This window comes from Nocardia coubleae NBRC 108252 (assembly GCF_001612805.1).
Taxonomy (GTDB): Bacteria; Actinomycetota; Actinomycetes; order Mycobacteriales; family Mycobacteriaceae; genus Nocardia; species Nocardia coubleae.
Genome location: NZ_BDBD01000011.1, coordinates 90,357 through 102,718, shown reverse-complemented (window position 1 = coordinate 102,718; position 12,362 = coordinate 90,357). Strand labels below are relative to the sequence as shown.

At 65.1% G+C, this 12,362-nt stretch carries 10 protein-coding genes and 1 pseudogene; 6 read left to right on the top strand and 5 right to left on the bottom strand.

Annotated features, from left to right (window positions below):
* Positions 1-83: 83 nt before the first annotated feature.
* On the bottom strand, positions 84-959 hold the full coding sequence (locus tag NCO8_RS09470) for a nitrilase-related carbon-nitrogen hydrolase (protein WP_084456829.1): 876 nt from the start codon (positions 957-959) through the stop codon (positions 84-86).
* Positions 960-1,169: 210 nt separating this feature from the next.
* Here NCO8_RS09470 and NCO8_RS32415 point away from each other — a divergent pair.
* Positions 1,170-1,357: pseudogene (locus NCO8_RS32415) on the top strand (alpha/beta hydrolase); the annotation flags it as partial.
* A gap of 37 nt (positions 1,358-1,394) precedes the next feature.
* Here the strand turns inward: NCO8_RS32415 and NCO8_RS09465 are convergent.
* The 3 genes from NCO8_RS09465 to NCO8_RS09455 form a co-directional block, all read right to left on the bottom strand.
* Positions 1,395-2,984 carry an ABC-F family ATP-binding cassette domain-containing protein gene (locus NCO8_RS09465; protein ID WP_067638198.1) on the bottom strand — a complete coding sequence of 530 codons (1,590 nt, stop codon included), beginning with the start codon at positions 2,982-2,984 and terminating at the stop codon, positions 1,395-1,397.
* Between the two features lie 956 nt (positions 2,985-3,940).
* Positions 3,941-4,627, bottom strand: coding sequence for a PAS and ANTAR domain-containing protein (locus NCO8_RS09460; RefSeq protein WP_067638196.1), 687 nt, complete (start codon positions 4,625-4,627; stop codon positions 3,941-3,943).
* 141 nt (positions 4,628-4,768) lie between these two features.
* Positions 4,769-4,987 carry a hypothetical protein gene (locus NCO8_RS09455; protein ID WP_067638194.1) on the bottom strand — a complete coding sequence of 73 codons (219 nt, stop codon included), beginning with the start codon at positions 4,985-4,987 and terminating at the stop codon, positions 4,769-4,771.
* 675 nt (positions 4,988-5,662) lie between these two features.
* Between NCO8_RS09455 and NCO8_RS09450 the strand changes: the two genes are divergently transcribed.
* The 5 genes from NCO8_RS09450 (at position 5,663) to NCO8_RS09425 (ending at position 10,989) form a co-directional block, all read left to right on the top strand.
* A complete protein-coding gene (locus tag NCO8_RS09450; RefSeq protein ID WP_067638193.1) occupies positions 5,663-6,091 on the top strand; it encodes a DUF6892 domain-containing protein in 429 nt (142 codons plus the stop codon).
* Positions 6,092-6,792: 701 nt separating this feature from the next.
* Positions 6,793-7,296 carry a hypothetical protein gene (locus NCO8_RS31810; RefSeq protein ID WP_067638191.1) on the top strand — a complete coding sequence of 168 codons (504 nt, stop codon included), beginning with the start codon at positions 6,793-6,795 and terminating at the stop codon, positions 7,294-7,296.
* A gap of 297 nt (positions 7,297-7,593) precedes the next feature.
* Complete coding sequence (locus tag NCO8_RS32405; RefSeq protein ID WP_067638190.1) at positions 7,594-8,016, top strand: hypothetical protein; 423 nt, start codon at positions 7,594-7,596, stop codon at positions 8,014-8,016.
* A gap of 1,098 nt (positions 8,017-9,114) precedes the next feature.
* On the top strand, positions 9,115-10,107 hold the full coding sequence (locus NCO8_RS09430; protein WP_084456825.1) for an MEDS domain-containing protein: 993 nt from the start codon (positions 9,115-9,117) through the stop codon (positions 10,105-10,107).
* Between the two features lie 3 nt (positions 10,108-10,110).
* Positions 10,111-10,989: an MEDS domain-containing protein gene (locus tag NCO8_RS09425; protein WP_084456823.1), complete on the top strand. Its 879-nt coding sequence runs from the start codon at positions 10,111-10,113 to the stop codon at positions 10,987-10,989.
* Positions 10,990-11,181: 192 nt separating this feature from the next.
* Here the strand turns inward: NCO8_RS09425 and NCO8_RS32025 are convergent, their stop codons facing one another.
* Positions 11,182-12,177 carry a hypothetical protein gene (locus NCO8_RS32025; RefSeq protein ID WP_174550312.1) on the bottom strand — a complete coding sequence of 332 codons (996 nt, stop codon included), beginning with the start codon at positions 12,175-12,177 and terminating at the stop codon, positions 11,182-11,184.
* Between the last annotated feature and the right edge of the window lie 185 nt (positions 12,178-12,362).

Below are 12,362 nucleotides of genomic sequence, written 5' to 3'. Positions count from 1 at the left end.
CAGTCCGACCCGGAAGTTATCGGTATTCGTCGGTCCCATCCGGGGCCGACCATGACAACTTCTTTAGTCGTGTCGCGGAGTTGTCAGGCGAGCGCGCGGTCGGCGCACGGCAAGGCAGGGCGATAGCGCGCGGTGGCGACGATGAGGTCGGCGACGAGCAGCCCTTCCTGGTCGGGATTCATCGGGATCGCGAGGTCGTGACCGTCGGGGCCGAGGATCCGGGCGACACCGCTGCCCCCGTGCAGCACGTCGGCGCGGCCCTCCGCCGCGGCCTGCCATCCGCGCACCGGGACTACCGCAGTCGGGGCCAGCAGGTAGCTGCGAGCCGCCCGCGCGTACCTGCGGCTGGCAGCGGTGCTCAGTTCCGCCGCGTCGATCCGGGTGTCACCGCGGCAGAAGATGAAGCCGGGCCAGGACGCCAGATGGATGTGTTCACCCGCCCGCTGCATTGCCTCGCACGCGCCGGACAGGAAATGGTCGGCGCCACCGAGCGCCCCGATCGTGCCGAGTGCGGTCTCACGCAGCAGCGCGGGCCCGTCCGCCGTGCCGAACACGCTGCGTTCCAGGGCGGTGGGCAGCATCTTGCGGGAGACGGTGATGTCGCCCTGATCGTCGATCAGCGCCTGGGACATGAACACGCGGTTCCCGGCTCGCTCGGAGAAGCCGAGGCCGACGTGGATGCCTCGGCGGCGTGCGGCGTAGCGGATCGCGCGCAGCTCGGGGCCGTCGACGGTCATCGAATTGGCGTGGTACCTGGCGAGGATGTCGCCGTCCCACTCGACCGCGCGCAACCACATCCACCATGGGAAACCGGGTATGAACGTCTCGGGGAAAGCGACCAACCGGGCGCCCTGCTCCGACGCGGCCTCGATCAATGTGATGACCTGGTCGACGCCGGCGGACACATCCAGCCACCGAGGCTCGGCCTGCACAGCCGCCACTCGCACCCTGCTCGTCATCGTCTCTCCTCGATCCAGCTGTGACACCTTCACGAGAAAGGACACGGGGCACCGCCGGTCCTCACGCACCGACAGCTGAGATCACAGTCACCCGAGCCGCCGCCACCGCACAACCGAGTTCCGCAAGTCCTGATCGCGGCCCTTTCGAGGACGTCGAGAATGAACGCGGGCGCGCACCACTCGATCGACGAATCGGCATGTACACCCGCACGGACCGCAGCTGCGAAAGATTCCATCTGAACCAGAGAGCGTCGTCTCGAACTACCGGTGGCGGCTGAGCCTGGCTCGGGGCGAACCGCAGTACGACGCCTACGAACAGCAACTCGCCACCGGCCCGGTGATCACCGTGCCCACCATCACCCCTGGCCAGCGACTTCGACGGCCCCGGGCCGCCGGGCCGGTAGCGCTTACCGGTCCGGCGGCTTCGGTATCGCCTCACAAAGATCCGCGGTCTCGGAAGCGGCCATCGGCATCGAGTTCGATGACGGTGTCGATGCCTAGGCGCCGCAGGAACGGGTAGTCGTGGCTGACGACCAGCACAGCGCCGCGATAGGCGACCAGCGCGTCGACAAGCTGGTCGACGCTGGCGATATCCAGGTTGTTCGTCGGCTCGTCGAGGACCAGCAACTGAGGCGGCGGATCGGCGAACAGCAACCGCGCCAGGGAGACTCGGAACCGTTCACCGCCCGACAGCGTCGAGACCGGTCGCTCGACGCTGGTGCCGCGTAACAGCATTCGAGCCAGGTGGTTGCGGATGGTGGCGGGCGGCGTGGCCGGGGCCGCCGCGTGTACGTTCTCCAGTGCGCTGACCTGGTCGTCTAGGCCATCGAGGCGTTGCGGGAGGTAACCGACCCGATCGGTGAACAATGTGCCGGATCCGCTACCTTGCAGCAAGTTCTCGATCAGCGTCGACTTCCCGGCGCCGTTGGGGCCGACAATGGCGACGCGTTCGGGCCCTTGAACGATGACGCCCCGGTCGCCGTCGCGGAGTTCCGCGATGCGCCTGCCGCGCTGCACGTCGGGATCGGGCAGATCGAGTCGGATGTGCTCCTCACGCCGTACCCGGCTCGCCGCTTGGTCCAGAACACCCTGGGCCGCTAACACTTTCGCATCAAGCGTGGAACGCATCGCCCCCGCCGACGCTTGCGCCCTACTGGCACGATTGCCTGCCAGGATCCGGGGAATGCCACCGTCGCGCTGCGTAGCCTTTCCCGTGCGTTCCCGCCTGGCCAGCTTGGTCTCGGCCTCGACGCGTTGCCGCTTCTCTACTTTCAACGCCTGCTCGGCAGTCCGCGCGGCCTGCTGCGCTGCGGCCTGTTCCTGCTCGACGTACTGCTTCCAGGCGCTGTAGGGCCCACCGAACACCTCCAGGGTCGTACCGTGCAGTTCCGCGGTGGCATCCATACGCTCGAGCAGCTCGAGGTCGTGGCTGACCACCACAAGGGTTCCGGGCCACGAATCCACGAATCCGGAAAGCACGGCCCGGGTTCCACGGTCGAGATTGTTGGTGGGCTCGTCGAGCAAGGTGATCGGGGTGCGCCGAACACGTAGCCCTGTGATTGCGACGAGAACAGCTTGCCCCCCGGAGATCTCGCCGACGCGGCGGTCCAGATCGGCTGCGCTGAAGCCGATCTCGTGCAGGGCCTCGTCGGCGCGAGCCTCGATGTCCCAATCGTCGCCGATCGTCTCGAAGGGTTCCTCGCCGGTCGCACCGGACTCGATGGCCCGTAGGGCGGCGAGTTTGTCTGCGATGCCGAGCAATTGGGCGATAGTGGCGTCGCGGCCGAGGGTGAGTGTCTGGGGAAGGTACCCCACCTCCCCGGTGATGTCGATGCGCCCGGAGGTGGGCGTGAGGAGCCCGGCGACCAGGCGCAGCAGCGTTGATTTACCGGCGCCGTTACGGCCGACCAGACCGGTGCGACCCGTACCGAATGCTCCGTTGATCCGGGACAGCGCGACGGTTCCGTCGGGCCATTCGAAGGACAGGTCGTGCAAAGTGATCGCCGAGGGCGTGGATGTAGACATGGATGTTCGACTCTTCCTGCTCGTGAAAACGAGCGACCGCAAAGGACTCGGATGTTTGCGGATGCCGTCGAAAGCGACGCGGCGCGGCCGAGGGTGCGCGCCAGCGCACTGAGCACAGGCAGAAGGCACATTCCAGAGTTGAGGGAACGTGTCGTCGAGAGCGCCGCCTTCGAGAGGGCGGCTACAGTCTGTCGACCTCTTCCATGAGCACATCGCCACGTTACCACCGAGCTGAAGCGGCCGGGATTCCGTCACCTACAGCGTCAGGCGACCGATGCCGCCGGCACCGTGTGCTCGATGTCGACGGTGGCCGAGCCGGGGTGGCGGTGATCTCCGAGGCCCGGAATGCCACAAATCGCTAGTCAGCGCAATCGACGCATGCCTTGACTCGAGCTTCGCCAGGCAAGACACCGGTGTAGTTATCACGGGCTTGAACCTGTCTACCCCGACGCCGACCGATATCGGACATGCCTACCCCACCTGCTCGACGGGTGAATCGGCTTCGGCGCCAATGCCGTACATGCGCATCAGCACGCCTTTGGCGTGCCGCGCCCACCGGCGTCGGGTTCCGAGGACGAGCCGAGGACCGAGTGGGTGAGAACCTCACCCCGTGCAAGCGTTGAGGTCATCCCACCGTCCTCTCGTCAGAATACTCAGGCGACTCCTCTGGACAATCCGAAGCGACGGAGCCGACTCCACCGTTTAGACAAGTTGTAGCGCGTAAAGCCCCCGACAGATCCTGCGACTACCCGGGAAGTCGCGGCGATTGAGAACGCGCCGGTTCAGGCGAGTAGTCGGCGCGTTCGACCCCTACCTCTGTGACGCGGGCTGTGCGAACTGCGGTGAAGGATCAATCGTCGCCGCCGCGGCGATCGTGGATACCACCACGACCTAGGTCCGCTCCTGGCCCACGGCGGCAGAGACGACCGGAGATCCAGCGCAGATCACCGGTTGTTTCACGCCTCGGTGGTGCTGGTAATCCGTTCGTGGCAGGTCAGAAGCAGATGATCGAACGCGGTCACGGTCTGTACCGGTGGCCGAGGGATCAATTTCAGGCCCGCGATCACACACGCCGCGATGTCACGAAGCTTGACATTGGTCTCCTGCGAACGCCACACCAGCACCTTGAACGCCTGCTCGGCGTCGATACCGTACATACGCATCAGCACACCCTTGGCCTGCTCGACCACCGCCCGCGCCGCCACCACACCACCGATCGCCTCCGTCGCGGCAGCCTCGGCCACCGCGTCGACAGTCTCGGTCAGATCCAGGTAATAGCCGGTGGTACCGACCGGTTCGCCGTCGTCGTCGAGGACTTGGTCGGCGATGACCATCACCGTGTGTACGCGGCCACTGGTGTCGAGGAAACGGTGACGGCTCGAGAACGGCTCACCCTGGGCCAGGGTGCGTTCGATCAGTTCGGCGACGAGATCCCGGTCTTCAGGGTGTTTGTGCGAGAGCAACAGCTCGGTGGTCGGCACGATCTGACCGGGGGCGTACCCGTGCATCCGGTACACCTCCGCAGACCATTCCCAACGCTGGTTGGCGAACCAGAACGTGAACGATCCAACCGAGGCGGGCCGCGTCACGACCGTACGAGATCCCTCGTCAGGTCCGCTCTCGGTTGGATCAGGGCTTGTCATCGACTCATCATTCCACCTGGAACCACCGACAGCGCTCCAAGACCGCCTCGGCCCGACGGACGCCACCGGCTTGTGGGTCGTCTGTGCGTGAGGTGGCTCAACCGGCCATCTCGCCGCTGGCCTCGCGGTTGGAGTACTTGGTCAGAGTTCGGCGGTGTGAGGGTGGTGCAGGCCTTCGGTCTCGCTCAGAGTTTCCGCGACAGCTCCCAGGCGAAGCTGGTTCTGGATAGAGAGGCCGGACGCGGTGGTCAGCAACGCGCGCAGGCGGCGGTTGCGCAGACGCAACACCAGGTGATCGTCGGGTGCGGTCAGGCCAGAGGCGGCCGCAGCGAAGGGCGGGGTGCGCAACAGGTGCTCCATGAAGGTCTCCGAATTCGGGATAGCCTGGGTGGGGCATCGAAGCTCAGAACTGCTGCCCCTCGTCGTGCGGCGGGTATGCCCATTCCTGCGTGCCTGAATCACCCTTCACACCGCGCCATGGCACATGATGTCGTGATCGCCTGGACCCCCAAGGTTTTCGAGCTCGAGCAGGTGCGCCCGGTGTGTGGCTCAGGTGCCGTCGCCGGAGCGCGGGTGCCACGCTGCAGATTCTGACAACGCCACCGCCTACTCCCGGCACGTCCGTGCTGCGCCGACGGTGGATTTCGCGAAGTGGCTCGACGGGCTTGACAGCTGACCACGTGGGCTCGTGAACTCCGCACGAACTTGGGACTTCATGGGGCAGAAGCTAATCCGGAGATGGCCATCGAATCCGGTAATGCCGAGATCGGTAACTGCGGGTGCTCGCTGGGTCGACTCTGCACTCCTCGGGCCGAAACACAAGCAGGATCGCGTCGGTGCGTCGAGTGATCGAATGGGCCTGACGCGGACCTGGCCAGGCGGGCTCACCCATGAAAGCCGGGTTGACCTGTATCACTCACGGACACAGCGCAATCGGGGCGCAGGCGGCGCACGGCACCACGCTGATGACCCGAGATCGAAGGGTTCTAGGATCGTCACGACACGGTTGTCGTAGCCGGACGCTAGTTTGGGTGTGTGACCAAGTTCGTGGACTTCAATCTCAAACTGGCAGTTATCGAAGAACTCATGTATGGCGAGTCCCCCAAGCTCGAGCCATGGTCCCTCGAGAAAACGCTGGAAGCTCAGGGCTTCGATGGTGATCTCTGGGAGTACTCCGCCGACAACTACTACGACCAGGTCATACCGCAAGCTCAGGCATACTTCGAAGGCCTCGAGCTTCCTGCCGAACTGCTCACAGGGATCGAGCAGCTCGCCTTCTGCGGTGGGAGCCAGGTCTACTTCGAATGCTGCCCGCACTGGGACGGCGAGGGCGAGCAGTTCGACGTCGTCAGTCTCGACGACCTCCATCTGCTCCCGAATCTGAAGCGCGTTCTGGGTGCCGAATGGCTCGCACCTCACCTCAGGACGGTCTTGCGGTCCCGAGACATCGAGTTGATCCACTAACCTCATCGCAGTCGGCGCGATCGAACCTGCTGAGCCACAACATTCCTGTCTGTTCGGCGCCTCCGTGCGCCGTCACCGATCGTCTGAGGATTGCGCTGCGTGTATCGCGGCTGCGATGGATGAAGCATGGAGATCGACCACCACGTCTTCGCCGTCTCGGCGGCCACGTTCGGAGACTGCCAACCCATCAGGGCCAGCTCCGCAGCGCGGTCACGTAGAACGTGTCGGTCTGCGGTTTCCTCCCCGATCTCGCCGGTTTCGTCTCGATTCCAGGCGGCCACGGCTGCCTCGGACAACTGGGGGGCGCACGAACCGAGACCGGCTGAACCCGAGGGGCGATCCATTCACCAATAGCGACAAGCACTTCGAATCATCGAGGTACCTGTTTCGGCTCTTGCTCGGTCATGAATGGGAGCGTATGCAGCTGATCCACAGCATGTCCTACCCTTCCCCGATCCGGTCACCAAAGCGACGCTGTGACAGCGAACCCGCACCGCACGCCGAAATCCGGCAAATGACGTAGCTCTGGCGTCCCGGGCGTTCGCGGTCTGCAGCACGCATCTTCGTCATCCCGGCATGCCTTCAGACGGGATCCGTTGTCGACCTTCAGGTTTCCAACCGAAGGCGCGGCCTGATTTCGCTGCGGATGGTCTGCGCGAGTAGCGTCGCCCGCGCAGAGCTCGGTCGGAGGGGATGCAAGCATGGTGGTGTCACTGGGGCGGTGGTGGCGCTGTGTCACCTGCTGGCGCGTGGTGACCTTGGTCTTGGTCGCATTACCACAGGTGTTATATGCGGACTTCCCGGAGCTGCCCCACAGTGACGCCGGGACGGACCACAGCGAGGCCACGGTGGTCGTCTCAGAGACCGTCGCCGGAGCGGACTACCCGCAGGCGAGGCCGTTGCTCGAGCAATTGCTCGTATTCGTCGCAGAGTCCGGCCTCGTGATGCTGATACCCGCGGTCGTCTTTGCACTGCCGCGCAGGCATGTCCGGCGCGGAACACGCTGGGCCGCAGTGATTCTGGCCGTTCTCGGCACGGTAGACGGATATCTCGGGATGAAGGCGCTCGAGCACAACGACACGGCGGGATGGGATTTGCTGCTGCCGTCGCCGTTCTACCTGCTGGCAGCAGGCGCGCTCGTACTGAGCCAACGGCAGCACCGGCCCGAGGCGCCCGAAACCGCAAATTCCGCACCGACGAAATGAACGCAAACACATTCGCCTTCTCCAACCTCGGCATGTACGGCATCCGACACTTCACCGCCGTCATCACTCCCCGGAAGTCGCGATCTTCGCAGTCGGCGCGGCACGAGATGAACTCCGTTTGTCCGGCGACGAAGTCGTGGCCCGCAAACCCTCGACCTGACCATGTCGGCCGACCACAGAGCCATCGATGGAGCCTTGGCCGCACAATTTCCTCCACGACCCAGGCCGCACGCGGGATACACAGAGCGGCAGCAGGATCGAGCTTCCGAGAAACGAATCTGTGCGACGATCGGATACATGGGGTGGGTGCGCGATTTCTTCCGCGAATTCGGTCCACATGTGCTGATCGTGGTGATGTTGTGTTGTTGCCCGTGCGGCGTGATCTTCGGCGCGTGGTACACCACCCCGACGGAGAACGGTCCAGGTGGACAAGCCTCGTGTGACAACGGCGTTCCGATGGTCTGCACGGTGGTCTTCGACCGGCGCGTGGAAGATTCGTCGGCGACGGCGTACGGCAAGCCGGTGCGCCTGGTCGCGGTCGAGGGCGATACCGCGGTAGTGGAGATCAAGGCGCTGTTCGGGTGGGTGACCAGTACTGTGCGCGCCGCCGAGGCAACCACCGTGCACGGTGGAATTACCGACACCTACACCTCGGTGACCGTCGTCGATATCACCGAGGATCGCGTGATCATCGAGTTGGAAGGCGCCAGTGATGCCTAGGAGCTGAAACGAGACCAGCGCCCCTCAGTTCCTAGGCGCCCCTCTCGGCACGCCGAGCTCTGTCGCCAGACATGTAACTGCGTCGTCGGCCCAACCACCTGCCCGGATAAATTCTACTGCTATCAGCCCGAGATCCACCTACCGGCGCGAACCCGTATACGCCGGACAGAATCAGCCGCCGATCGCCCAACCGATGAAAGCCGATGGCGTGCCGCGCACATCGCTCGCTCGCGTTCGTGATTTTCTGGCCAGCAGGCCATCATTCTGGCTGCCTGCCACGGTCGGTGGTGTCGTAGCCGCGAGTCCGATCTTGGCCTTGTTCGGAAGATCGCAGTACGGTCGGACTGCTCAGGACCGGCCGGCGCGCCGAACACCAGCAACCATGGCGAGCCCTGTGCCGATCATGACCCCCGCCGCGACGAAACTACCCATCGCGACGCGCTTGTCACGCTCGACTGCCCGCAACGACTCCTCACGAGTGACGACCCCGGCATGGCTACCTGACTGACGGACCTCGCAAAACGACTCGCAGGAAGGGCCTCCCAGAACGAGCATCGTCAAGATCACCCCGAGGACGGCGGCAAGGCATCCGCCCAGGACCAGCCCTATCGCGGCATAGCGCAGCAGAGCGAACCCCACACTGTGGTTCTGAACCGATTCCATCGGGCGTGGCGTCGGTGACTGCCTCACCGCACACCCGCATCCAAGTTTTCCACCGGCGTCATCATCGTCATACCCTCGCTCTCCTTAGCCCACAGCAACTTTCGAGGCCACCTCCGCTGATGTGCGCGGGCCGGATCGTTCCGTACGTCGAGTCAAAGGCGCACCGTGTTGCCGGAGCATATGAGAATTTCGATACACCGACCATATGTGGCGATGAGTAGCATCGAGGGTTTCAGTGCCGGATCCTCGACTCGATCACCCGATCATCGCCCACCGCAAGGTCCGCCGGGTCAGGGGAGACGTCACCGATCGCCCTCCGGACACAACGTTCAACCACCCAGGCCCGAGGCGTCGGCAGCCTAGCCGGGCCCACGCAGCTCTATCCGCCCGGAATCGCGGTCCCGGTGACCGGCCGGATACCGTAGCCTCGTCCTTATGAGTGTCCAGGCTGGGGTGGTTCCACCGCACGACCACGTCGTGAGCATTTATGACGGACTGGATGAGCTGGCCCGCAACGTCAGCGACTTCCTCGGACAGGGGTTGGACACCGACGGTGCGGCCGTGGTGATCGCCACACCCGCCCATCGGGAAGCCATCGCGACGCGGTTGAACGAGCACGGCTTGGACTTGGCCGCCCTGACCGCGGCCGGCCGCTATCGAGCCCTGGATGCCGCGCAGACCTTGGCGAGCTTCACCATCGACGGCGCGCTCGACCGGGCTCGTTTCGCCGAAGTGATCGGGGAGGTCATCGCCGTTGCGAGTGCGGGTGGGCGTTCCGTGCGCGCGTTCGGTGAGATGGTGGCGCTGCTGTGGGCCGACGGCGATCCGGCCGCGGCGATCGAGCTCGAAGCGATGTGGAACGAGTTGGCTCAGAGCCATCGGTTCCTGCTCTACTGTGCATATCCGCGTGACATACTCGCCGGCGCCGACGATCTGATGCGCCTGCAGCAAGTGTGCGCCCATCATTCCGAGATCCTCGCTCCCGAGAGTTACACCGCCGCCCAGCCCGAGCTCGGGCCGAGCGCCGACCCGGACAGCGATTTTCGAACCTATCTGCCGGTACCCAGCGCAGTCAGCGCCGCGCGCCGATTCGTCACCGGCAGGCTGGGGGAATGGCAGCACGGCCCCGCGGTCATCGACGATGCCGCCCTGGTCGTTTCCGAACTCGCCGCCAACGCGGTTGCCCACGCGCACACCGCGTTCCGGATCCGTCTGTCCCAGACCGAGGGGACGGTGAAGATCGAGGCCGAGGACCTCAGCCCGCGCCGACCGGTCATGGGCACCGACCGCGGAAGCGCGGTCGGTGGACGTGGTTTGATCCTGATCGCGGCACTGGGCAGCCGATGGGGCATCGAACCGGACCCGGCAGGGCACGCCAAGAACGTGTGGTGCGAAATCCCCTCCCCTGACCTGAGGGAAGGAATCTGAGATATGTCGATCGATCTCTCCGCACCCGCGCGCGGTTCCTCGGTGGCCAGGGCGGCTGGTGCGCTGATCGATAAGCGAAGCGGCGGCTGCCACGATCATGCCTGCGTGGCGTATACCACCCGCGCTGAACGCGACCGCATCGCCGTGGAATGGCTGCTCGAGGGTGCCGCGCTCGGGCAGCGGCTGCTCGCGGTCACCGACGACGACGATGCCGGTGACCGCTTACGAGCCGCTTTCGCCGCGGCCGATGCCGGCTACGAGCTGACCCATACCTCCCTCGGGGAGGTCTACGACTTGTCCGCGCCGATCGACGCCGAAGCCCAGCTTGCTCATTTCCGCGGCGAAGTCGCATCGGCGCTCGACGCGGGTTTCGCGGGCATTCGCGTCTTCACCGACATCACCGCCCTGAACCTCGATCCCGCACGCCGTCCCGGTCACGTCCGGTGGGAACACGTCGCCGACGCGTTCATGGCCGGCGGTAACCCGGTAGCCGCGATGTGTGCCTACGACCTCACCGCGACCGGCCAGGATCTGGGCGCGGTCATGGCCGTACACCCGTTGCGCCACGGCCCCTCCCGGGTCCCCACGACGTTCGGGATGTACTGGCGAGACGGCCACCGTTTCCTGGAGGGAGAGATCGATCAATTCAGCATTCCCGCCCTGATCGGCGCGCTCGAGGTCTTGCCGAGCGAGGGCGCCGACCTCGACGTCAGCGGTCTGGCGTTCCTGAGTGTGCGCGCCTCGGCGGTACTGGCTGGCATGGATCCGTCCCAGCGTGCACACCGGTCGATACGGCTGGTCAACGCCCATCCCGTCGTCGAGCGGGTATGGAGCGTGATGGATTTCGATCCCCGACGGTTGATCAAGCGCACCGATTCCTGAGCCGGCTTCCGTGCGGATTGCCGTCGAGGTCTATCGGTTCGATCGCGACTTCACCACCGCCGCAACGAATCTGGTGGGGGTCGCCGATTTCGCCTACGTGTCGACCTGGGCCGGATGGTCGTATCAGGGTCGCCAATCAGTCGCCACAGGAGAGGGCAGGCGCTGGCCTGAACTCACTGCATCGAGGCGGGCCTACCCGACCCGGCCTCGTCCAGGGGGAACGATTCGTCTTTGCCTGGCGATTGGCTCATCGGGATGCAGAGCGTGCTGGAGCTGCCGGATCGCCTCGTCGTCGAGGTCCGCATCAAGGGCGGCGGCCGCCCAGTCCCAGCGCGGCGTGGACCAGATGAAGTGCGCTACGCCCCAGCGAGGAGTCCATCCTTCCTGGCTACGCGGGCGCCGAGAGAGCATCGTGTGCTCGTTCATCGCATCGAATGCCCCGGAATCCGGATCACGGAACGGAACGGCTTCCGGGGTGAAGTCGATAGGCACGCGTGCGAGGATCGGTGCTGCGGTGACGGTTTCGGCAAACCAGTCAGTCTGCACACGCTTGACCGCCGCGAATCGATCCTGAAGGATCTGCTGGTGTTGCTCCGGTGTGACCACAGGTCCGCCCCATACGAACTGTGCGTCGGCAATGGACTCGCCAACCACGAGGTCGACGAACTGCGCACCGACGCCCGCCGCCTCCGACCGGTATCCGAGCATCTGGCCAGACTCCTTATCGACCCAAATCCGCAGCGGCTCAGGCTTTCGGGGCGGCGGAGCCAACTCGACCGTCCAACACGCCCGGCCGACGAACTCAACCTCTTCCACCGGACCGGCTGGCCGGGTGAAATCATCACCGGCCCACTCTGCGGCCTTTCGCCGCAGTAGGAGCTGAGTCGGGCCCAGATAATGCACGCGGTCGGGTGTGCCAACGCGAGGGCGTTGCAGATTTGCGGTGAAGTCCCAGGCGTGGATGCCATCGGTGACGAAAATCGGGCGCCCATCTTCGTGCTCGACACGAAGCCGGTCTCCGTGACGCCACACCCGGCATCCGTCATCGGCGACGACCAGCATGGGACTCGACCCGATCGCGACAAACCCATCCGCCCGAGCTGCAGCACCGATCTCCCGAACGGTGCCTCGAAGAGGTACGTCAGGACCGGACGTCAGCGCTGTCAGGACCTCAATCCATGCTGTCATGACGCGAGACTAAGCGAACCGCCCACGCACGCGCGGTATCTGCCGGTCCGTGGCACCCAGCGATCAGGAGCGGTTTCCGCAGCCATGAGAACCACTAATTCTCATGGCCCGCACGGTCGATCCAGACAGCCTGCTCCGCGAACTGTTGGATCTGGGCGGTCGTTTGCCGCCCTCGGCCCGGCCCG